The sequence below is a fragment of the Lichenihabitans sp. Uapishka_5 genome (genome assembly GCF_033947565.1).
Lineage (GTDB): Bacteria > Pseudomonadota > Alphaproteobacteria > Rhizobiales > Beijerinckiaceae > Lichenihabitans.
This window is the reverse complement of the sequence record NZ_JARPVX010000002.1, coordinates 95,784-117,776: the sequence shown is the minus strand read 5'-3', so window position 1 is coordinate 117,776 and position 21,993 is coordinate 95,784. Positions and strand designations below refer to the sequence as shown.

21 protein-coding genes are annotated in these 21,993 nt (G+C 66.1%); 12 read left to right on the top strand and 9 right to left on the bottom strand.

Going from position 1 to position 21,993, the window contains the following annotated elements; genetic code table 11:
- The first annotated feature begins 135 nt into the window (after positions 1–135).
- Both P7D22_RS01560 and mazG read left to right on the top strand, forming a co-directional pair.
- A complete protein-coding gene (locus P7D22_RS01560; RefSeq protein ID WP_319932435.1) occupies positions 136–798 on the top strand; it encodes a cold-shock protein in 663 nt (220 codons plus the stop codon).
- A 62-nt stretch (positions 799–860) separates the two neighbouring features.
- Positions 861–1,670, top strand: a complete 810-nt coding sequence (mazG, locus tag P7D22_RS01555) for a nucleoside triphosphate pyrophosphohydrolase (RefSeq protein ID WP_319932434.1) — start codon at positions 861–863, stop codon at positions 1,668–1,670.
- Here mazG and hflX read toward each other — a convergent pair.
- From hflX to dusB, 7 genes are all read right to left on the bottom strand, one after another.
- Positions 1,667–3,061 (bottom strand): GTPase HflX, encoded by a 1,395-nt coding sequence (gene hflX, locus P7D22_RS01550; RefSeq protein WP_319932433.1) that lies wholly within the window; start codon positions 3,059–3,061, stop codon positions 1,667–1,669. The genes mazG and hflX overlap by 4 nt on opposite strands.
- Positions 3,062–3,083: 22 nt before the next feature.
- Positions 3,084–3,344: an RNA chaperone Hfq gene (gene hfq / locus P7D22_RS01545; protein ID WP_319932432.1), complete on the bottom strand. Its 261-nt coding sequence runs from the start codon at positions 3,342–3,344 to the stop codon at positions 3,084–3,086.
- Between the two features lie 114 nt (positions 3,345–3,458).
- Complete coding sequence (gene ntrX, locus P7D22_RS01540; protein WP_319932431.1) at positions 3,459–4,826, bottom strand: nitrogen assimilation response regulator NtrX; 1,368 nt, start codon at positions 4,824–4,826, stop codon at positions 3,459–3,461.
- A gap of 6 nt (positions 4,827–4,832) precedes the next feature.
- Positions 4,833–7,076, bottom strand: a complete 2,244-nt coding sequence (locus P7D22_RS01535) for a sensor histidine kinase NtrY-like (RefSeq protein ID WP_319932430.1) — start codon at positions 7,074–7,076, stop codon at positions 4,833–4,835.
- Positions 7,077–7,229: 153 nt separating this feature from the next.
- Positions 7,230–8,708 (bottom strand): nitrogen regulation protein NR(I), encoded by a 1,479-nt coding sequence (gene ntrC, locus P7D22_RS01530; protein WP_319932429.1) that lies wholly within the window; start codon positions 8,706–8,708, stop codon positions 7,230–7,232.
- Positions 8,709–9,869 (bottom strand): two-component system sensor histidine kinase NtrB, encoded by a 1,161-nt coding sequence (locus tag P7D22_RS01525; protein WP_319932520.1) that lies wholly within the window; start codon positions 9,867–9,869, stop codon positions 8,709–8,711.
- Between the two features lie 10 nt (positions 9,870–9,879).
- Positions 9,880–10,863 carry a tRNA dihydrouridine synthase DusB gene (gene dusB, locus P7D22_RS01520; protein ID WP_442916003.1) on the bottom strand — a complete coding sequence of 328 codons (984 nt, stop codon included), beginning with the start codon at positions 10,861–10,863 and terminating at the stop codon, positions 9,880–9,882.
- 265 nt (positions 10,864–11,128) lie between these two features.
- Between dusB and P7D22_RS01515 the strand changes: the two genes are divergently transcribed.
- Entirely contained in the window at positions 11,129–12,325 is a 1,197-nt protein-coding gene (locus P7D22_RS01515; protein ID WP_319932428.1) for a bifunctional 2-C-methyl-D-erythritol 4-phosphate cytidylyltransferase/2-C-methyl-D-erythritol 2,4-cyclodiphosphate synthase, read from the top strand.
- Positions 12,326–12,328: 3 nt separating this feature from the next.
- Positions 12,329–12,823 (top strand): CinA family protein, encoded by a 495-nt coding sequence (locus P7D22_RS01510; protein WP_319932427.1) that lies wholly within the window; start codon positions 12,329–12,331, stop codon positions 12,821–12,823.
- Here the strand turns inward: P7D22_RS01510 and P7D22_RS01505 are convergent.
- Positions 12,820–13,338, bottom strand: coding sequence for a type II toxin-antitoxin system RatA family toxin (locus tag P7D22_RS01505; RefSeq protein WP_319932426.1), 519 nt, complete (start codon positions 13,336–13,338; stop codon positions 12,820–12,822). The two genes, P7D22_RS01510 and P7D22_RS01505, sit on opposite strands and share 4 nt — an antisense overlap.
- A gap of 221 nt (positions 13,339–13,559) precedes the next feature.
- Between P7D22_RS01505 and P7D22_RS01500 the strand changes: the two genes are divergently transcribed.
- Genes P7D22_RS01500 through P7D22_RS01485 form a run of 4 tightly spaced genes read left to right on the top strand, consistent with a single transcriptional unit; the run spans position 13,560 to position 18,239 of the window.
- Positions 13,560–14,120, top strand: coding sequence for a polysaccharide biosynthesis/export family protein (locus P7D22_RS01500; RefSeq protein WP_319932425.1), 561 nt, complete (start codon positions 13,560–13,562; stop codon positions 14,118–14,120).
- Between the two features lie 46 nt (positions 14,121–14,166).
- A complete protein-coding gene (locus P7D22_RS01495; protein ID WP_319932424.1) occupies positions 14,167–15,375 on the top strand; it encodes a glycosyltransferase family 4 protein in 1,209 nt (402 codons plus the stop codon).
- 22 nt (positions 15,376–15,397) lie between these two features.
- Positions 15,398–16,945, top strand: coding sequence for an undecaprenyl-phosphate glucose phosphotransferase (locus P7D22_RS01490; protein ID WP_319932423.1), 1,548 nt, complete (start codon positions 15,398–15,400; stop codon positions 16,943–16,945).
- On the top strand, positions 16,935–18,239 hold the full coding sequence (locus P7D22_RS01485; RefSeq protein WP_319932422.1) for an O-antigen ligase family protein: 1,305 nt from the start codon (positions 16,935–16,937) through the stop codon (positions 18,237–18,239). The genes P7D22_RS01490 and P7D22_RS01485 overlap by 11 nt, the downstream gene beginning before the upstream one ends.
- Here P7D22_RS01485 and P7D22_RS01480 read toward each other — a convergent pair.
- A complete protein-coding gene (locus P7D22_RS01480) occupies positions 18,176–19,453 on the bottom strand; it encodes a glycosyltransferase (protein ID WP_319932421.1) in 1,278 nt (425 codons plus the stop codon). The two genes, P7D22_RS01485 and P7D22_RS01480, sit on opposite strands and share 64 nt — an antisense overlap.
- A gap of 200 nt (positions 19,454–19,653) precedes the next feature.
- On the opposite strand from P7D22_RS01480, the gene P7D22_RS01475 reads away from it, so the two are divergent.
- From P7D22_RS01475 to P7D22_RS01460, 4 genes are all read left to right on the top strand, one after another.
- Complete coding sequence (locus P7D22_RS01475; protein WP_319932420.1) at positions 19,654–20,217, top strand: fasciclin domain-containing protein; 564 nt, start codon at positions 19,654–19,656, stop codon at positions 20,215–20,217.
- A gap of 26 nt (positions 20,218–20,243) precedes the next feature.
- Complete coding sequence (locus P7D22_RS01470) at positions 20,244–20,618, top strand: DUF423 domain-containing protein (RefSeq protein ID WP_319932419.1); 375 nt, start codon at positions 20,244–20,246, stop codon at positions 20,616–20,618.
- 111 nt (positions 20,619–20,729) lie between these two features.
- Entirely contained in the window at positions 20,730–21,275 is a 546-nt protein-coding gene (locus P7D22_RS01465; protein WP_319932418.1) for a sigma-70 family RNA polymerase sigma factor, read from the top strand.
- Positions 21,272–21,988, top strand: a complete 717-nt coding sequence (locus P7D22_RS01460) for an anti-sigma factor (RefSeq protein WP_319932417.1) — start codon at positions 21,272–21,274, stop codon at positions 21,986–21,988. Before P7D22_RS01465 ends, P7D22_RS01460 begins: the two co-directional genes overlap by 4 nt.
- The last annotated feature ends 5 nt before the right edge of the window (positions 21,989–21,993 follow it).

The following is a 21,993-nucleotide window of genomic DNA, read 5'->3' as shown; positions in this document are numbered from 1 at the left end:
TCCGGACGTGCTCTTATGGGTCATTCCAGCGCGCTCGGTTGGGTCGAAGTGGGTCAAGCCAGCTGTTTTCGGCACGAACGCATTGTTGTGGCGAGTAGGACGGGCGAAGTATTTCGGTGAAGTCGAGCGGATAGCATGAGCAAAGGTAGAGACTTTCGGGGCCCCCGTAAGCGCGGCTTCGATGACGACGGTCCTGCTCCGTACGAGCCCCGCCCCTCCCGGCCTCCTCAGCGTGGCTTTGGCGGCGGCGGCTTTGGTGGCGGTCCCGACATGATGGCGTCTTCGCCTTCCTCCACTGCGGCGTCCGTCGATGCGGTCGTCAAGTGGTTCAAGTCCGACAAGGGCTTCGGTTTCGTCGAGCTGTCGAACGGCGCTGGCGATGCGTTCCTGCATATCGGTGCCCTGCAATCCGCTGGCTTCGAGACGGTGCCTCCGGGTGCGCGCCTCAAGGTTCAGGTCGGCAGCGGCGCCAAGGGTGCGCAGGTGACGCGCGTGCTTGAGGTCGACACCGCTGGTGCGGCCGAACGGGCTCCTCAGCGGACGACCGATGCGCCGCGTGGTCCGCGCAGCCGTCCCGATCCCGCTACGGCCATCCAGATCTCTGGCAAGGTCAAGTGGTTCGACGACACCAAGGGGTTCGGCTTCGTGTCGAGCAACGACGGTGGCAAGGATGTGTTCGTCCACATCTCGATCCTCGGCGCTGCCGGCCTGTCCCATCTGGCTGAAGGCCAGGCGGTACAGATGCGTGTGGTCGACACCCCGAAGGGTCGTGAAGCCCTCTCGATCGCCCTCGGTTGATCTTCGTGGGGGCCTTGTAGGCCCCCACTACACGGCCAAAGCCGGTATGCTACAGGATGTCCATGGAACGCTCCCGGGACATCACTGACCTCCTCTCTATCATGGCGGCTCTACGACATCCCGAGACCGGGTGCGCTTGGGACGTCCAGCAAAGCTTCGCTTCGATCGCACCCTACACGGTCGAGGAAGCCTATGAAGTCGTCGACGCGATCGGGCGCGGCGACCTCGAAGACCTTCAGGACGAACTCGGCGACCTCTTGCTGCAGGTCGTGTTCCACGCCCGGATTGCCGAAGAGCAGGGCGCTTTCGACTTTGGTCATGTGGTCGAGGCGATCACAGCCAAGATGATCCGCCGTCACCCGCATGTGTTCGGTGCGGTTCGTGAACTGTCGCCCGAACAGGTCAAAGGCCTATGGGCAAACATTAAAGAGGGTGAGAAGGCCGCCCGTCAGGCCCGACGCGGCCTGGAGCCCTCAAGACACCTCGATGAGGTGCCCCGCAACCACCCTGCCCTGACGCAAGCCCTTAAGCTTCAAAATCGGGCGGCCGCCGTCGGCTTCGACTGGCCCGATCTGGCGCCTGTGGCCGCCAAGGTGCGGGAGGAGATCGACGAGGTTGTGGACGCCGAAGCGACCGGAACCCGATCGGAGATCGAGGACGAGATCGGCGACCTGCTGTTTGCCGTCGTCAACTTGGCGCGCCACGTCGATGTCGACCCCGAGGCGGCCCTGCGCCGCGGCAACGACAAGTTCCGACGACGCTTCGGCCATATCGAAACGTCCTTGGCGGCCCAGGGTCGAAGCCTTGGCGAGGCTACGCTCGCCGAGATGGAAGACCTTTGGGGCGATGCGAAAGCTGGCGAGAAGGCTTAAGCTTCCGGCGCGGCCTCTGTGACATCGATCGGCCGCGCCAGCGGGAATCGATGCTTCAGCCGATCGACCCGCTGGTTGTGAACCCGCACCCTGACCTGGATCTGCGACTCTGCATCGACGCGGTCCAGCACTTCGCCATGCTCGTACACCCAGTGCAGGGCGGGGCCGTCTGCGGAATCGAGCGTCAGGTCGAAGGTGACCCTGTCGGTCGACAGATGCCGTTCGATGCGCTCGAGAAGCGCCTCGCACCCCTCCCCGCTCAGGCCCGACACCAGAACAGCCTGATCGATCGACTGATGCCCGGCCAGCACCGCCGCCTTGTCGGCACGTTGCTCCTCGTCGAGCAGATCGAGCTTGTTCCAGACCTCGATGACCCGTCCATGATCGGTCGGGTTGATGCCGAGCTCCTCCAGGATGCCGGCCACGTCGTCGCTCTGCGCCTTCGTATCGGGGTGCGAGATGTCGCGAACGTGCAGCACGATGTCGGCCGAGACCACCTCTTCCAGCGTTGCCCGAAAGGCGGAGATCAACGTGGTCGGCAGGTCGGAGATGAATCCCACCGTGTCCGACAAGGCCACCTTGCTCCGATGGGGAAGCTCAAGCAGGCGCACGGTCGGATCGAGCGTGGCGAACAGCATGTCGTCGGCCAACACGCTGGCCTGGGTGAGCCGGTTGAACAGCGTCGACTTTCCGGCATTGGTGTAGCCCACGAGCGCCACCACCGGGAACGGAACGTCGTCACGGCGTTTGCGGTTGATGGAGCGGGTGCGACGCACATGGTCGAGATCGCGCTCGATACGGCCGATGCGGTCCTGAATCAGCCGGCGATCCGTCTCGATCTGCGTTTCACCGGGACCACCCAGGAACCCGAAGCCGCCGCGCTGTCGTTCCAGATGGGTCCATGAGCGGACAAGGCGCGATTTCTGATATTCGAGGTGCGCAAGCTCGACTTGCAGCGCGCCCTCACGCGTCCGGGCGCGCCGGCCGAAGATTTCGAGGATGAGCCCCGTCCGGTCGATCAGCTTGCATCCGAAGGCCTGCTCGAGATTGCGCTGCTGCACGGGCGACAAGGCGCAATCCATGATCACCAAGGACACGTCCTGGGCCTTCACGTCCTGCGCCAGCTCTTCGACCTTGCCGGTGCCGAGGAAGGTGGCCGGCCGGATGTCGGACAACATCACCACCCTGCCCTCGACGACATCGAGTTCGATGGCACGCGCCAAGCCGACCGCTTCCTCGATCCGTGCCTTGGTGGATCGCTCGGACGACAACCGTCCCGCCTCGGCGCTTCGACGCCGCTCGTTCAGGTACGGTCCTATAACGAGCGCCCGCGTGGCCTCGGCCGCAGCGCGCTCCGCATCGAGGAAGTGGACGAGCCCGTGGTCGCTCACGCGTGTGACCGCTGACGGCTCATCAAGCCTTGTCGCCTTGCGTCACATCCTCGGCGGCCTCAAACATCTGAATGGGATGGCCGGGCATCACGGTCGAGATCGCGTGCTTGTAGACCAGCTGGGCATGGCCATCGCGACGCAGCAGCACGCAGAAATTGTCGAACCATGTCACCACGCCCTGCAGCTTGACGCCATTGACCAGGAAGATGGTGAGCGGGACTTTGTTCTTCCGAACGTGATTGAGGAAGGTGTCCTGAAGGTTCTGCGCGCGTTCAGCAGCCATGTTGTTCTTGTCCTTGAGGTCGCATCGAGAGGCTCGACCCTGTCACTTTATTGAAGCACCGGGGTTTTGAACACCCCCGTCCCGGGCCCCTCGCCTGCCGGTTCGACCGTAAGATCAATCGATTCCCAATGACTTCAACTTGCGATGCAACGCCGACCGCTCCATCCCGATGAACTCGGCCGTGCGTGAGATGTTGCCGCCGAAACGGCTGATCTGGGCCACCAGATATTCCCGCTCGAAGGCTTCCCGCGCATCGCGCAGCGGAAGGCTCATCAGGCGCTCGCCCCCTGCCCCATTCGGCGTCGAGGGCACAAGGGCTCCGACCTCGGACGGCAGCATATCGGCCGTCACCTCGGCCTCTGCGTCGCCGGTGGCAAGAATCATCAGCCGCTCGACATTATTGCGGAGCTGCCGGATGTTGCCCGGCCAGTCGTGCGACTGAAGCACCGCCATGGCGTCGGGCGCGATGCGCCGCTTGGTCAGGCCGCTGTTGACGGCGATCTGATCCATGAAGAACGTGATCAGTTCGCCGATGTCTTCGCGGCGCTCGGACAAGGACGGCACCCGGATCGGAACCACCGACAGACGGTGGAACAGGTCTTCGCGGAAGGTGCCGGCCGCGATCCCCTGGGCCAGGTCTCGGCTCGTCGATGACATGATGCGGACGTCGACATGCACGCGGGTGCTGCCGCCGACCCGCAGGAAGTTCTGGTCGACCAGGACGCGCAAGATTTTGCCCTGCGTTTCCTTCGGCATGTCGGCCACCTCGTCGATGTACAAGGAGCCGCCATGCGCCTCCTCAAGCGCACCGACTTTGCGGCTGTGGCCTTCCCCACCCTCGGTGCCGAAAAGCTCGACCTCCATCATCTCGGGCGTGATGTTGGCGGCATTGATGACAACGAAAGGCGAAGAGGCGCGCGCCGATGAGTCGTGGATCATCCGGGCCGCAAGTTCCTTGCCGGATCCCGGCGCGCCGGTGATCATCAGGCGGGAATTGGCCGGTGCGACACGCTCCACCGTCTGACGCAGCTGGTTCACGGCGCTCGACTTGCCGACGATGCGGTTCGGCGTATGCGAGCGGACTTTGAGGTTGGTGATCTCGCGCTTCAAGCGCGAGGTTTCGAGCGCCCGGTCAGCCACCAGCACCAGCCGGTCGGCCTTGAACGGCTTCTCGATGAAGTCATAGGCGCCAATCTTGATCGCCGACACCGCGGTTTCGATGTTGCCGTGCCCGGAGATCATCACCACCGGCAAGGTCGGATGCTGTTCCTTGATGATTTCGAGTAGCTGCAGCCCGTCGAGGCGCGATCCCTGCAGCCAGATGTCGAGGAACACCAGGTGCGGCCGCCGCGCGCCGATCATCGCCATCGCTTCGTCGGAACTCTTGGCCGTGCGCGTGCCGTGGCCTTCGTCCGACAGGATGCCGGCCACGAGTTCCCGGATGTCGGTCTCGTCGTCAATAATGAGGATGTCGGTCGCCATGTCAGGTCACGCCTTCTTCATCATCGGTTCGGCCGCTTCTGCGGCTGTCGGCTGGATCTTGCCCGGTCCGCGGGCGGGCCAGAACAATCGGACCCGGGCGCCGCCACCGGCAGGGCCGGTCCGATCGTTGTCCAACAGATCAAGGCCGCCGCCATGGTCCTCGAGGATCTTGGCCACGATCGGCAGGCCGAGGCCCGTCCCCTCCGCTCGCGTCGTCATATAGGGCTCGAGCAGCCGTTGTCGGTTCTCGGTCGGGAAACCCTTGCCGGTGTCGTCGACATCGATCGTCACCGTGCCATCCTCAAGCTTCAATGCCACGGTCACGATGGCCGGCCGGGACAGGGCCGGATCGGCGGCCGCGATCCCTTCCGTGGCATTCTTGACGATGTTGGTCAGCGCCTGGGTCAATAGTCTGCGATCGAACCGTGCCCGCACAGGCTCGTCCGGCACCTCGGCCTCAAAGCTCAGGTCGGGGTGGCCGACCCGCATCAGGAACAACACCTGTTGGACGCACTTGGTGAGGTCGTCCTCGTCCAGCGTCGCCTTCGGCATGCGTGCGAAGGACGAGAACTCATCGACCATGCGTTTGATGTCGTCGACCTGCCGGATGATCGTGTCGGTGCATTGGTCGAACACGTCGCGCCCTTCGGTGATGACGCGCCCGTAGCGCCGCTTCAAGCGCTCCGCCGACAACTGGATCGGCGTCAGGGGGTTCTTGATCTCATGCGCGATGCGGCGCGCCACATCGGCCCAGGCCGACGTGCGCTGCGCGGAAACGAGGTCGGTGATGTCGTCGAGCGTCACCACATAGCTCTGGTTCGAGCGGCCCGACGCTTCAGCCGTCACACGCACGTTAAAGTTCCGCTCACGGCCGCTGCGCACCAGCGTCACCTGCGCCTGGTACATGCGGTGTCGCGCAGCCTTGGCGTCCACGATCATCGGGGCAAGCTCCGGGAACTTGTCTGCGAAAGGCTGGCCGACCGCATCGTCCTCGGCCTCGTCGAGGGCCAGCAACTTGCGCGCGAATGGGTTCAGGACCGTGATGGCGTCGTCGGCCGAAACGCCGATCACCGCGGCTGGAACGCCGGACAGCACCGCCTCGGTGAACATACGGCGTTCGTCGAGCACGCGGCTCGCCTCGATGAGGCGGTTCTGATGATGACGAAGCTCGGAGGTCATGTTGTTGAAGGTTTCGCCGAGGTGGGCGAGATCGCCTTCGGCACGGCGGATGGGCACCTGGACGTAGAGGTTACCGGACGACACCTGATCGGTGGCGCGGATCAGTCGACGGATCGGTGCCGCGAGCGTGTTGGCGAAGGACAGGCCAAGCCAGATCGCCGACAACAACATGATTAGGGCCAGCAAGCCGAACATGCTGATGAAGGCGAATTGAATGGATCGCCTGTGCTGGTCGAAGGCGTCGTAAAGACCGATGATGTTCTGGGCCTGCTGGTCGAACTCGATCGCGAAGGGGTCGACCGGCCGACCGAGATAAAGATAGGTGTCGTCGAAGGACGGCAGCACCCGCAGGGCCACGAAGGTCTTGCCCTCATCGAGCACGAAGCAGACCGGCTCGTGCTTCTTGGCGTCGTCGAAATCGGTCGCGCTCGGCGGAACGATCTGGGCGGGGAGGCCGGTATCGACCTGCGCCGTGATGCTGCCGTCGCTCTTCATCATCACGGCCGTGGTGAAGCCGAGGAAATGCACCCGGGACGCGAAATAGTTTTGGAAGAAGCTCCGGTCGGTGACGCCCACTTTGGCGCGATCGAGATCAGAGGCCGTCAGGTCGGCTTCCCGCAGCAGCGAATGGCACTGCGTTTCCCGGTAAAGGCGCGCGGCATCGGCCGTGTGCGAGATGAAGCCGCGCACGTCCTGCATGAAGGCGGGGTAAAGCCCCCGCTCCAGCGTCACAGAACCGACCACGGCCATGATGATGGCCGGCACCGCCGCGATGATGGAGAACAACCCGATGATATAGAGGTGCAGCCGGGCCCCGGCGACGCGGGCGCGCCAGGACGCCACGATGCGGAGCGTCTCGACGCCGACCAGGATCAGCAGAACGACGACGATCAGCGCGTTTGCGGCAAACACGTCCAGCACCACCGCGTCCGTCGGGGCGATGGGCGTATAACCCGTGAAGACGGCAAACGACGCCAAAGCGAGGACCAGCGCCAACGCGACGATCACGGGCCCCATGCGCGGGGCGAACCGTCTCGCGCGGGGCGAGGCGGTCGTGTCGGTGGCTGACATCCAAGCTCCAGACACTGGCATCAAACGAAGGCGCACACCGTCGAGGAGCGTGCCCCGAAGCAGTAGCGTTGCATTTGGGTGTCAGTGTTGCCGGATTGCGACGATTTCAGGGCGCCTCCATCCCAGGCTGGCTGGCCAGATGAAGGCGACGGCTCAGCGCGGCGCCCGCATCAAGCGGATGTCGAGCTCCCGCACCTTCTTGCGCAGGGTGTTGCGGTTGAGACCGAGCAGCTCGGCTGCCTTGATCTGGTTGCCGCGCGTCGCCGCCAGGGCGGCGGACACCAGCGGCACCTCGAGCTCGCGCAGCACGCGATGGTAGAGGCCGGGCGGGGGCAGGTTGTCGCCATGCTGCTTGAAGAGGTCCGCCAGATGACGCTCGACCGAGCCCATCAGCCCCCCCTCGTCGGACACGGCCGAGGTTCTGCCGGCCATGACCGGCGGGCCGGCGTCGGCCGCGAGCCCGGATGGCGGCACGTCCATGCCGAGTTCCGCTTCCACCAGCTGCGACGTGATGACGTCGTGCGGATAAAGCGCCGTCAGCCGGCGCGTCAGATTCTCGAGCTCTCTGATATTGCCGGGCCAGCGGTATTTCTTCAGCCGGTCATAGGCGGCCGAATCCATGTGCTTCAGCGGCAGGCCCTCGCTGACGGCCTGCTGGAAGAAGTGGCGCGTCAGGTCGGGGATGTCTTCGGTGCGCTCGCGGAGCGGCGGCAGCCGGAGCGGCACCACGTTGAGGCGGAAGAACAGGTCTTCGCGGAACAAGCCCTGCTGGATCGAGATACGCAAGTCCTTGTTGGTGGCCGCCACGATGCGCACGTTGGTCTTGATCGGCGTGCGACCGCCGACGGTGGTGTATTCGGCCTGCTGCAACACCCGCAGCAGGCGGGTCTGCGCTTCCATCGGCATATCGCCGATCTCGTCGAGGAACAGGGTTCCGCCTTCCGCCTGTTCGAAGCGGCCCGCCGAGCGCGTGTTGGCGCCCGTAAAAGCCCCCTTCTCATGGCCGAACAGCTCGCTTTCGATGAGGTCGCGCGGGATCGCCGCCATATTGATGGCCACGAAGGGGCCGTTCTTGCGCTTCCCGTAATCGTGCAGCGCGCGCGCCACCAGCTCCTTGCCGGTGCCCGACTCGCCGGTGATCATCACGGTCAGGTCGGTGCGCATCAGCCGGGCGAGCGAGCGGTAGATCTCCTGCATGGCGGGCGAGCGGCCGACGAGCGGCATGCCCTCGAGCTCAGGGTCCTTGACGTCGGGCACACGCTGCCGCGGTTCGCTCAAGGCGCGGCCGACGATGGCCACCAGCTCCTTCAGGTCGAACGGTTTCGGCAGGTAGTCATAGGCGCCCCGCTCGGACGCCTTGATGGCGGTCATAAAGGTGTTCTGGGCGCTCATCACCACGATGGGCAGGTCCGGCCGCAGCTTCTTGATGCGTGGCAGCAGATCGAAGGCGTTCTCATCGGGCATCACCACGTCTGTGATCACCAGATCGCCGTCGCCCGCCTGCACCCAGCGCCACAACGAGGCCGCCGTGGCGGTGGTCCGGACGTCGTAGCCGGCCCGCGACAAGGCCTGGCTCACCACCGTGCGGATCGCCGTATCGTCATCGGCGACGAGGATGTGGCCGTTCATCATTCAAAGACCTTTCTGGACCTCGGGGCGGTCGAGCTTCGCGTCGGCGTCGCTCCGCCCATCACGCGCCGCATACATCGGCATCAGGATGCGAAACGTGGTCCGGTGCGGATGCGATTCGCATTCGATGATGCCGCCGTGGTCGCCGATGATCTTGGCCACCAGTGCAAGTCCAAGGCCAGTTCCCGAAGCCTTGGTGGTCACGAAGGCATCGAACAGGTGCCCGCGGATGTCCTCCGGCACGCCGCGGCCGTTGTCCCGCACGCAGAACTCGAGCGGCAGGCTGACCGGCGTGCGCGACCCCGGCGTGCGAAGTCGCACCCCAGGCCGGAAGGCCGTCGACAGTTCGATCTCGCCATCCACCGTATCGGGCCCGAGCGCCTCCGCGGCATTCTTGACGAGGTTGAGGAACACCTGGACGAGCTGGTCGCGATTGCCATGGATATGCGGCAGCGAAGGGTCGTAACGCTCCTCGAACCGCACGTGGCGGGCGAACCCCGCCTGCGCGACGCGTTTCACATGATCCAGCACCGCATGGATGTTGACGCTTTCGCGCTCGATGGGGCGGTGATCCGTAAAGGCTTCCATGCGATCGACGAGCTTCACGATGCGGTCGGTCTCGTCGCAGATCAGCCGTGTCAGGTTGCGGTCCTCGTCCCCGACCGCGGTTTCGAGCAATTGCGCCGCCCCCCGGATGCCGGAGAGCGGGTTCTTGATCTCATGGGCCAGCATGGCGGCCAGCGCAGAAACTGAGCGGGCCGCCCCTCTGTGCGTCAATTGCCTGTCCATTTTTTCAGCAATTGTCCGTTCCTGCAGCACGATCACCACGGCGTCGGTGTCGTCGCCCATCGGCGCCACATGGATGTCGACCGTCCGGTCCGGCCCGAGCCGGGGCGTACCGAGGTCGACTCGATATTCCTTCATGGCCGAATTGCGCAGCTTGACCTGCTCGACGAGGTCCAGCAGCGGCGATCCGAACGGCACCAGGTCGGCCAGCTTGTGGCGGGCGAGGTGCGGCTGGCTCATGTCGAAGAAGGCTTCGGCCGCCGCATTGGCGTCGATCACGGTTCCCCCGGCATCTACGCCGATCACCGCATGCGGCAGGGCGTTGAGCACGCTGGCAGCGTGACGGGTCAGGCTCTTGGGGGCTGGCGGCATCGGCATCTCGGGCGGCTTAGGCGACATCGGCACAGGCGGGCACGTCTTTGAGGGCGAACAGGCGATCGAGGGTGGACAAGACATCCGAGGGCGACGCCGCGGTGACGAGACGCTGACGCCACGCATCCCGCGCAGCGGGATCGCGCACGGCATGCTGGGCGTAGCCCGCGAGGTGCTTGCGGGCATGGCGCAGTCCCTTCTCGACCCCGAAGGCGCTCAACAGCCATTCGTAATGGCTCCGGGCCGCCTGCGCCTTTGCGTCCGGCTCGACCGGGGCCCGCTCGGCCCCTGTGGCGAGCCCGTGCGCCACCTCGCCCACGAGCCAGGGCTGGCCGACGGCGGCCCGGCCGATCATCACGGCGGCGGCGCCCGACACGGCCAGCATGCGCCGGGCGTCATCCACGCCCGTGCAATCCCCATTGACCACAACCGGGATCGTCACCGTCTCGACGACCGGGCGAACCGCGCCCCAGTCGGCAACACCCTTGTAGAACTGGCAGCGGGTGCGGCCGTGCACCGTCACCATAGCGACGCCCTCGGCCTCGGCCCGGCGCGCCAGCTCCGCGGCGTTGCGGCTGCCGTCATCCCAGCCGAGCCGCATCTTGACCGTCACGGGGATCGACACAGCGGCCACCGTGGCGCGGATCAGCGCGACCGCCTGGACGAGGTCGCGCATCAAGGCCGAGCCGGCCTCGCCGCCCGTCACCCGCTTGGCCGGGCATCCCATATTGATGTCGACCCAATGGGCTCCGCCGGCTTCCGCGAGCCGCGCCGCCTCCGCGAGGTCAGCAGGCCTGCAGCCGGCGATCTGCACGGCATGCGGCTGCATGCCCTGCCCTTCAGCCCGCAGCCTGTGTTCCCGGTCGCCACGGGCGAGCTCGGAGGCCGCCACCATTTCACTGACCGTGAAGGCGGCGCCGAACGCCTGGGCGACACGCCGCATGCCGAGGTCCGTGACGCCTGCCATGGGTGCCAGGACGGCTCGCCCCACGATCGGCACCGGGCCGACGAACCAGGCAGGTGTTCCGGTCGACGTCGAGGAAGGCGGGCTTTGCAGACAGGGTTCAGGCCGCACCGATACTCCATGCCTCACGCAAGTGTCCCCACTTTCCTGCCCGCTAAACAGGCAGATCCAGGACTGACTAGAGAATAGTCAAGTGCTGCACCACAGCAAGCGAAAGCCACACAATTTGGAATGATTCGAGCCGGTGTTTGACGCCATTGCTAAAACAAGACACAAGCCCGCAGTCCATCGAGCGGGCGGAATGGCCGGATCTCCTCATATTCTTGTTGTTGCCGCGGGTCGGGGTTCACGGGCCGGCGAAGGCCTGCCGAAGCAATATCGGTTCGTCGGTGGGGAGCCCCTGCTGACGCGGACCTTGCGCGCCATGCTGGCCGATCCGGGCATCGAAAGCGTCACGCCGGTGATCCATCCGGACGACGAGGAGCTGTATCGTCATTCGGCCGCGATTCTGAACGGAACTGGCGGCACGCGTCTCAGCGCGCCCGCTTTTGGCGGCGCAACGCGGCAGCAGAGTGTGCACGCCGGCCTCGAAGCCCTGGCCGAGCGCAACGGCGTGCTGCCGGACATCGTGCTGATCCACGATGGTGCCCGCCCTTTTTCGTCGCCGAGCCTGATCCGACGCGCCGTCGACAGCGCCCGCCAGCACGGCGCCGCCGTGCCGGGCTGCCTCGTGACCGACACCATCAAGCAGGTGACGGGTGCCGGAGCCATCGTGGGCACGCCCGACCGCAACGCCCTGCGGGCCGTGCAGACCCCTCAGGCTTTCGCGTTCGACCTGATCCTCAAGGCCCATCGCAAAGCCAGCCACGCCGCTCGGCACGACCTGACGGACGATGCCGCCGTGGCCGAATATGCCGGCCACCAGGTGTTTGTTTTCGAGGGTGAACAGGAGAACACGAAAATTACCACCGCCGACGATTTTTCCCGCGCCGAAACGCGCCTGCTCACCTCCCTGCCGGACATCCGCATGGGCCAGGGCTACGATGTGCACGCCTTCGTCGACGGCGATCACGTGTGGCTCGGCGGCTTGAAGATCCCGCACGACAAGACGCTGTCGGGCCATTCGGACGCCGATGTCGTGTTGCACGCCATCACGGACGCCATCCTGGGTGCGATCGGCGACGGCGACATCGGCGCCCATTTCCCGCCCAGCCAGGCGCAATGGAAAGGCGCGGCCTCGGACATCTTCCTGAAGGACGCCATGGCCCGGGTGGCATCGCGCGGGGGCGTGGTGGCCCACATCGACGCTACGGTGGTGTGCGAGCGGCCGAAGATCGGCCCGCATCGCGATGCCATGCGGGAGCGCATTGCGGCCATCACCGGCTTGGCGATCGACCGGGTGGCCGTCAAGGCCACGACCTCGGAGCGCCTCGGCTTCACGGGCCGCGAGGAAGGCATCGCGGCCCTGGCGGTCGCCACCGTCCGACTGCCGATCTGACGCATGTTCGATGACACGCTGCTGGCGAGGGCGACCGCGCTGGTGGCGCTCTGCGTGAAGCGGAGCATCGCGCTGACCACGGCCGAATCCTGCACAGGCGGCCTGCTGGCCGCCTTGTTGACCGAGGTCGCGGGATCGTCTGCGGTCTTCGGCTACGGCTTCGTCACTTATGCGAATGCGGCGAAGTGCACCATGCTGGACGTTCCAACCGAGACGCTCGACCGCCACGGGGCCGTGTCGTCCCAAACCGCGGAAGCCATGGCGCAGGGTGCCCTGCACCGGTCCGGGGCCACTCTCGCGGTTGCGATTACCGGCATTGCCGGGCCTGGTGGCGGCTCGGCCGCGAAGCCGGTCGGCCTCGTGCATTTCGGGCTGGCGCGCTCAGGCAAGGCTTGCAGGCTGGTGGAGCGCCACTTCGGCGACCTCGGCCGTGCGACCGTGCGGCGCCGAGCCCTCGATCAGGCCCTGACGCTGCTCGAGGACGGCGCCTCGCTCTAGGTGGTTCCTCCAGCCGGAACGGCCGGGTGCGCGCGGGCCGATCCCGCGCCCGGGCGTCCATAGATCTGATCGGCGCGGCGCTCGAAGGCTTCGGAAAAGCGGCGGAACGCTTGGTCGAACATCGATCCCATCAGCATGCTCAGCATGCGGCTTCTGAACTCATAGGTGATGAAGAAGCCGACCAGACAGCCGGTATCGTCGGGCCGCTGCGGATCTGGCTCGAAGGTCCAGCGATTCTCCAGCGACCGGAACGGCCCATCCACATATTCGACATGGATCGTCATAGCCGGCCGATCGAGCGTCACCCGACTGGTGAAGGTTTCCCGCACCGCCTTGAAACCCACCTGCATGGTGGCGAGAATGATGCCGCTGCCGACCTCATCCACCTGCCGCTGCCGGACCGTCATCCCCTGACACAACGGCAGGAACTGCGGATAGGTCTCCACATCGGCCACGAGGTCGAACATGTTCTCGCGGGAATGGCGGACGCGCCGCGATGTACGGAAGCTCGGCATTCACAACTCATGTCGGGGACAGGCCGCCAAAGCGGCCTCACGCCCCCAGGGCTCGACAGGTCTCGAATGCACCATCTAAGGGGCCGACCCGGTGCTTTCCACCAGAATCGGCGGGGGGCATGAGGTCGCACGGACGTCAGGGTTCGTTAACCATGCGGCGCTAAACATGGGGTCCGACATCCCATCGCTTCGGCTCAGGCCGGCCCTGCCCCGGTTGGAACATGCTGCGTCCTCTTCTCATCAGCTGTGTCACCGCGGCTCTCGTCCTGGGTGGCTGCGCCCGGCAGAACTTCCGCAACGACCTGTTCCAGGCCACGTTGACGACGCCCTACACGCTCGGCAGCGGCGACCGCGTGCGGGTCCTGGTCTTCGGCCAGGACGCCTTGTCGAACACCTATTCGGTGAGCGGGGCCGGCAGCATCTCGATGCCGTTGGTGGCCGACGTCCCGGTCTACGGCTTGACGACCGCCCAGGCCGAGCGCGCCATCGAGGCGCGGCTGCGGGGCGGCTACCTGCGCGATCCGCATGTTTCGGTCGAGGTCGACGCCTACCGGCCCTTCTTCGTGCTCGGCGAAGTCACGGCGGCCGGGCAGTACCCCTTCATCAACGGCATGACGATCCGCAAGGCCATCGCGGTTTCGGGCGGGTTCACGCCGCGCGGTTATCAGAAGCTGGCCGAGATCACCCGGGTCATCGATGGCGTCCCGGTCCTGGGTCGCTTCCCGCTCGATACGCCCATCCGTCCCGGCGATACCGTGACGGTTGAGGAACGCTTCTTTTAAGGTTCTCCGCCATCCTTCGCACGGGGCCGCGACGGGATGGTGGGAGATGATCGGGCAACCACATCAGGACAACGGCCCGATCAGCATCATTCACGTGCTGCGGGCGCCGCTCGGCGGCCTGTTCCGGCACGTGGTCGACCTGGCGCGTGGCCAGATCGACCGGGGTCATGCGGTCGGCCTCGTTTGCGACAGCCGTCCCCAGGACGCCCGCATCGAGGCGAGCCTCGCCTTTCTCGCGCGACAGCTCTCCCTCGGCCTCAGCCGCGTCCGCATTGACAGGAACCCGCACCCGAGCGACGCAACTGCGCTGCTGCACGTCGCCGCCCGCCTGCAGGCCACTAAACCGCAGGTGGTGCATGGGCATGGGTCGAAGGGCGGCGCCCTGGCCCGATTGAGCGGATTCGTGCCGGGTCTGCCGACGGCCGTCCGGGCCTATACGCCACATGGCGGCAGCCTCAATTATCAGCCGGGCTCCCACAAGCACCGCGCCTATATGGCGGCCGAGCGCCTGCTGCGGCGGCGCACCGAGTTGATGATCTTCGAAAGCGGCTTCGTGGCGTCGCGCTATGGCCAAGCGGTCGGGCGCCCTCCGCGTCTCAACAGGGTGATCCACAACGGCATCGCGCCAAGCGAATTCGAGAGCGTGCCCCCGGGCCCGCAGGCGGCCGATCTCGTCTATATCGGCGAGCTACGCTCGGCCAAAGGCATCGACACGCTGATCGGCGCCCTCGCCCGCGTCCGTGACCTCGTGGGTACGGCACCGACGCTCGCCCTGGTCGGATCGGGTCCGGACGGCGCGCTGCTGGACGCTCAGGCACGGGCGCTAAACCTTGCGGATCGGGTCACGTTTCACGGCGCCATGCCGGTGCGCGACGGTTTTGCGCTTGGCCGCATCATGGTGGTGCCGTCCCGGGCCGAATCGCTGCCCTACGTGGTGTTGGAAGCGGCTGCGGCGCGAAAACCGCTCGTGGCCACCAACGTCGGCGGCATCCCGGAGATTTTCGGACCCCTGCGGCGGCGTCTCGTGGCGCCCGACAGCGTCGACGACATGGCCGCAGCGATCGAGGCGGCGATGTCGGAGGATGAGGTCGTACAACGGCGTCACACGGAGGAGCTTGCTCAGTTCGTGCAGGGCCGCTTCTCGCTCGATCGCATGATCGACGAGGTGCTTGGCGCCTATCGGGAAGCCCTCGCGGCGCCAGTGTGGCAGCCCGTGATGGGCGCGCCGCCCCACCCGTTGGTTCTTTCCTCATGAGCGCCCGCGCCGCAAGGTTCCCATGAAGGCCCAGTCATCATCCCCCGCCGCCTTCCGCGCTGAAGACTTCGTGCGGCTTGGTCCCTCCCTGGCGCAGGAAACCGGCGATCCCCGGTCGGAACCGAACGCTGCCCTGAGCAAACTGCTGCAGGCGGCCGGTGACCTCGATCGCCGGCCGCCCTTGTCCCCCGTTGTGGTAGGCGGCGGGGTGCGGCTGCTCGAAGCCGTGATCCTGGCCATGCTGGCCGGCGGCCTCTGGCTCGGGCACGGCTCCGAGGATCGCGTCGCGACAGCCCTCGCTCTCACCGGGGTTGCGACAACGACGACGATCGCCTGGGGGGCGATGCGGTTGCATGCCCTGCAGGTGTTGCGCGCCCCGAAGGCAGCGTTCCGACGCATGATGCCGTCGCTCGTGGGCATCGCGGGTTGCGGCGCGGCCTTGGCCTGGTGGCTCGGCACCGCTGGGGCCCCGCGCGTGGTTCTCCTTTGGGGCGTCGTCGCCCTTGTGGCCGTGCTGTGCGAACGGCTGGCGGTCGCCGCAGGCGTGGCCGGCCTGACCCGACAAGGCCGCTTCGAGCGGCGCGCCGCCGTGGTGGGGGGTGGCCCGCCGGGCGCCGATCTGTTGGAGATCCTGGCGCTGCAGTCCGACCCCGACCTGCGGGTGCTCGGCGTCTTCGACGACCGCAACGATGCGCGCTCGCCCATGATCCTGGCCGGCTATCCCAAGCTCGGCAGCGTGGCGGACCTTGTCACCTTTGCGCGCCGCACCCGCATCGACGTGATTATCTTCACGCTGCCGATCACGGCCGAGGATCGGCTGCTACAGATGCTGAAGAAGCTGTGGGTGCTGCCCACCGACATCCGCCTCGCCGCCCACCGCAGCGGGCTGCGGTTTCGGCCGAAATCCTACTCCTATGTCGGCGGCGTGCCGGTGCTCGACATGTTCGACAAGCCGATCGCCGACTGGGACGTCATCGTGAAGGCGATCTTCGATCGCATCGTCGGCGCCCTCGCGCTCGTGGCGCTATCCCCGGTGCTGCTGCTGACGGCGTTGGCCATCAAGCTCGACTCGCGCGGTCCGGTCTTCTTCAAGCAGCTGCGCCACGGCTTTAACAACGAGCCGGTCGAGGTCTACAAGTTCCGCTCGCTGTTCGCCGACCAGACCGACTTTGCGGCCGCCAAACAGGTGACCCGTAACGACCCCCGGGTGACCCGCGTCGGACGCTTCATCCGCAAGACGTCGCTCGACGAGCTGCCGCAACTCTTGAATGTCGTGCTGAAGGGCAACCTGTCGCTCGTCGGGCCACGGCCCCACGCGCTGCAGGCCCATCTGGCCAACAAGGCCTATGCCGATGTGGTGGATGGCTATTTCGCGCGCCACAAGGTGAAGCCCGGCATCACCGGATGGGCGCAGGTCAACGGCTGGCGGGGCGAAACCGATACGCCGGTGAAGATCCAGAAGCGTGTCGAGCACGACCTCGCCTATATCGAGAACTGGTCGATCTTCTTCGACATGTACATCCTGGCCATCACCCCTTGGGCGCTGACGAGAACCGAGAATGCCTTTTGAGGGCCGTGCCGGCGCGCCGGTGCTGAGCGGCCCGGCCCTGCGCCTCGACTACCGCAAGCTCGTCGACGGCAGCGTCGCCGTGACGGTGTTCTGCGGTGCCATCGCGCTCGTGGAACCCTCGCCGTATGATTTCGCCTCGATCGTGGCGATCGCTCTCTGGGCCCTGGGCGGCTTCCGGGTCGGTGGCACGGCGCTGCTCTTCATCGGCTTGATCGGCGTCTACAATTTCGGCGGCTTCGTTTCACTCATCCCTCACCTCGACGAGCCGCTACCGACGCTGTTCATGCTGCAGTCGCTCTACCTAGCCATCACGGCCGTGTTCTTCGTGCTGTATTTTTCCGAAGATACTGTGCAGCGCACTGATCAGTGCCTGCAGGCCTTCACGCTTGGCACACTGCTGGCAGCGGTTTGTGGCATCCTCGGCTATTTCAATGTCGCCGGTACGGGAAGCCTGTTCTCCCTTTACGGCCGCGCTTCCGGCACCTTCAAGGATCCAAACGTGCTCGGGTCCTACCTCATTCTGGGGGCGCTCACCCTCATGCAGCGCCTGCTGCTCGGGCGCACAAGGCGGCCAATCGTGACCACGCTGGGCTATCTGGTGGTAGTGGCGGGTGTCTTCCTGTCGTTTTCACGCGGCTCCTGGCTCGCCTTCGCGATCGCCACGGCCCTCACCACCGCGCTGACCTATGCGACCGCACCGACCTTGCGAGCCCGCCGCCACATCCTCACCTATGTGGGCCTCGCCGCGGCGCTGGCCGTACTGGTGATTGTCGGATTGCTAGCCGACAGCCACATCCGCAGCTTCTTTCTTGAACGGGCTGCCGTGACGCAGGATTACGACGTCGGCGAAACCGGCCGCTTCGGCAACCAGCTCCGCTCGCTCGACATGTTGCTTGACCGGGTGAACGGCTTCGGACCGCTGCGATTCCGGCTCACCTTCGGCCTCGACCCGCATAATTCCTACATCAACGCCTTTGCGTCCTACGGCTGGCTCGGCGCGACGGCCTTCTTCCTGCTGGTAGGTCTCACGGTATTCATCGGGTTCCGCGTGGCGATCGTGCCGTCACCCTACCGTCGCGTGGCGCAGGTGTTCTGGCCGGCCCTGCTGGTGTTCCTGCTGCAGGGCTTCCAGATCGACATCGACCATTGGCGCCACGTCTACCTGATGCTTGCCGTCGTTTGGGCGCTCGAGGGCGCGCGCCTGCGGGGCGCCGCGGCCTCGCGCCCGCCTCAGGCGGCGCGTGTCGCGTCCGCTTCCTTCCCAACTGCCGAACGCCCCGTGGCGGTTCGGTAGACGGCAACGATCTCGGCGACGTGCCGGTCGATGCTGGGCGGCTCCCTCCAGAAATCCCGGTAGGACGCCTGGGACATGCGGGCCACGGTGCCGTCGTGACGCAGCTGCGCCATCGCGGCCGCGAGATCGCCCGCGTCGCCGCATTTGAACCAGAGCCCCGTCGTGCCGTTCTCGACCGAATCGCGGCCCGCGCAACCGTCCGACACGATCACTGGCGTGCCGAGCCCCTTGGCTTCGAGCACGGTGAGCGGCTGGCCCTCGTACCACAGCGACGGGAACACCAGCGCCCGGGCGCCCCGCATGGCGGCCGCAACACCGTCCTGGCCCTGCCACCCCCGGAACTCCGCCTCGGGGTAGCGGGCCGCCAGCTCGTCGCGCACCGGTCCGTCGCCGACGAAGACCGGCCGGATGCCGAGCCGACGCGCCGCCTCGGCGAACACGAAGGCGCCCTTTTCGGGTGACAAGCGCCCGACGAAGGTGAAGTCACCGGAAGCCGGGTCGGGCTTCGGGCCGAGGTCTGCCACGGCGATCGGGTTCGACACCCGATGGACGCGGGCTTGGGTCGGCAGGCGGTCGCCAACGACACGCCCTTGGAATTCGGAAATCAGAACATAATCGCCGAAGGCGCCCGGCAGATCCGCGACCTGCTCCATCACGGTCTGCCGCACGTTGCGCCACAGCTTGCGCGAGTAGCCGCGCGAATCGCAGTTGGTCGACCAGCAGGCGGCCGAGAGCGGTTCGAGCCGGCAGGGTTCGGCCTTCCGGTAGTCATAAAAGCCGCCGTTCGGGCACAGCAGGAAGAACTCGTGCATCGTGTAGACGGCAGGAAGCCCGGAGGCCTGGATCGGTCGGGCGATCGAGGCCGACAAGGCCTTGGCCCAGCCATGCACGTGCACCACGGTGCGCTCGCGCGGCAGACGGCCCAGCAGGGCACCGAGCGCCGCGGCGGCGTCCGTATTCCAGATCCCCTGCCACGCGGCTGCCAGCGGCGACGGATTGGTGACGAGGTCGCTTTGATCGAGGCACACGACTTCGATGCCCTGTTCGGCGAGACAAGGGTCGATCGGGCCGGCCGCCGCGAACACGATGGGACGATGACCATGCGCCTTCAGCCCGAGCGCGCTGTCGAAAGCCACCCGAGATTGGCCGCCGCTGACATAAGCGTGATCGAGCACGATGACCACCGTGAAGGCCTCGTCTGCCGCATGGCTCATGGTGATGTGTTCCCCGCCGGACCGAAGCCACGATCCTAGGTCGGTCCGCGTAAGGAGCGGCTTAATTGGTTCGTTCGGGGATGCCTTGCCGGTCCTTATCGTGAATGAACAATTTTAGAGGGCGATCCTGAAACTCCTGGCGAAACGCCCCGTAAATCCCAAGTCTCTCGGGGTTGAGAGAAGAATTGAGGGAGTTTCAGATGTACGGTTCCAAGACCAACAAGGTCGTCGGTGGCCTTCTGCTTGCGCTCGCATTGTCGACCGCGCCTGTTTACGCGGCCGTGAAGATGGTCGGCGGCGCTCCGATGTATCCGAGCAAGACCATCGTGGAGAACGCCGTCAACTCGAAAGACCACACCACGCTGGTTGCAGCCGTCAAGGCGGCCGGTCTTGTCGATACACTGCAGGGCGCTGGCCCCTTCACGGTGTTCGCGCCCACCAATGAAGCCTTCGCCAAGCTGCCGGCCGGCACCGTCGACACGCTGCTGAAGCCCGAGAACAAGGACAAGCTGACCGCCGTCCTGACCTACCATGTGGTTCCCGGCAAGCTGACGGCCGCCGACCTCGCCAAGATGGCGAAGGAAGCCGGTGGTCAGGCGCAGATCAAGACCGTCGAAGGTGAGCCGCTCACCGTAAGCCTGAAGGGCAAGACGATCGACATCACCGACGCCAAGGGCGATGTTGCGCGCGTGACGATCCCCAACGTGATGCAATCGAACGGCGTTATCCATGTCATCAACACGGTGCTGCTGCCGGCCAGCTAAGCTTACACCCGTGCCGGTTCCGCCTCATGGTTGATGCGCGGAGCCGGTGGGATGGCGCCCTGGTTGGGGTCGCCGGCCTGATGGGGGCGACGGGCGTGGCGCTCGGCGCCGCCAGCGCCCACCTCGGCGGCGGCGATTTCGCCCGATTGGCGGCGGTCTTCCTGTTGATCCACGCCGCTGCGGTGCCGGGTATCTTGGCGGTGCCGCTCGGATCGCTGAAGTTACGACGCACCGCCGCAGCCCTGCTTTGTCTTGGGGCGGTTCTGTTCTGCGGTGATCTCGCAATGTTGGGCTTCACGGGTCACACCCCGATCAGCGGCATGGCACCCGCAGGTGGGTTCTTGTTGATCGCGGGATGGCTGGCTGTCGCCTTGGCTGCTGTTCTCCGCCTCGGCGCGTAACGACTTAGGCTTGACGGAGGCTCGAACGCGCTTTTCGATTGGCGCGCAGTCCATCGCTGTTTAGCGTAACCGCAAGCTTCCGCGTCGCGCGCGAGGAGCGGACCGGGGTGGATGATGGTGGCGTCGTCGGGTGAATTGGCCGCGATCCTCGGGCGGGTTGCCGACGGAGAGCAAGCCGCTTTCGAGGCCCTCTACCAAGCCACCAGTGCAAAGCTTTACGGCATCATCGTGCGGATCGTCGTCAATCGATCCGTGGCCGACGACCTTCTCCAGGAGGTTTACGTGAAAGCGTGGCAGCGGGCTGGCGATTTCGACGCCGCCAGAGCGTCTCCGATCACTTGGCTCGCCACGATCGCACGCAACCGGGCAATCGATGAGGTGCGCCGTCGCAAGCCCGAGCCGCAGGGCGACATCGACGATCTCGACCTCGCCGGCGACGATGCGCACCCGCTCGATGCACGCGCCCGGAAGGAGCAGCTCGGGGCGCTGATGGCGTGTCTCGGCCAGCTCGACGGCGAAAAGCGCGACATCGTGCTGCTGGCCTATTGTCAGGGCCTCAGCCGGGATGCGCTCGCCCAACGGTTCACACGTCCGGTTCCCACCATCAAAACTTGGCTGCACCGCAGCCTCGCTCAGCTGAAGGCATGCCTGTCGTGACGAGCGACCTTTCCGACGACGACGCCCTGGCGGCCGAATACGTCCTCGGCACCCTCGAAGCCGACGAGCGCGCTGCCGCGGAAGCGCGACGATCTCGCGACATCGGGTTCGATGGATTGATCGCGCAGTGGGAGGCTCGGCTGGCGCCCTTGGCCGAAGCCACGCCGCCGCTCGCCCCACCAGATGACCTTTATCCAAAGCTGCTGCACCGCCTGCCGGCCCTGGCCCCGTGGACGCCGGCCGACAATATTCTGATTATCCGGCGCAAGCTGCGCCTGTGGCGCGGAGTGGCGGCCGGTACCAGCGCGCTCGCGGCGGCGCTGGCGCTGTGGGTAGTGGCGCGCGAAGCCTTGCCGCCCGTCACAGGGGCCGGGACCTATGTGGCGGTGCTGCAGCAAGGGGCGGGACAGCCGTCTTTCGTGGTGTCGTTGGACACCGCTCATCACCGCATGTCCGTGTTGCCGCTCGCAGCCAGCGCGCCGGCAGGCAAGAGTTTCGAGGTATGGATGATCGACGGCGACCACACTGCACCGCGGTCGATGGGTGTCATCGACGCGGCAACGCCGCTCAAGCCGGTCGTCCCGAACGTCGCCGCATCCATCATGTCGAACGCCACCTATGCGGTGACGGTCGAGCCTTTGGGCGGGTCTCCGACCGGCCAGCCCACCAGCGCCCCGCTGTTCGTCGGCAAGCCCGTGGCGACAAGCTTGTAGAAGTT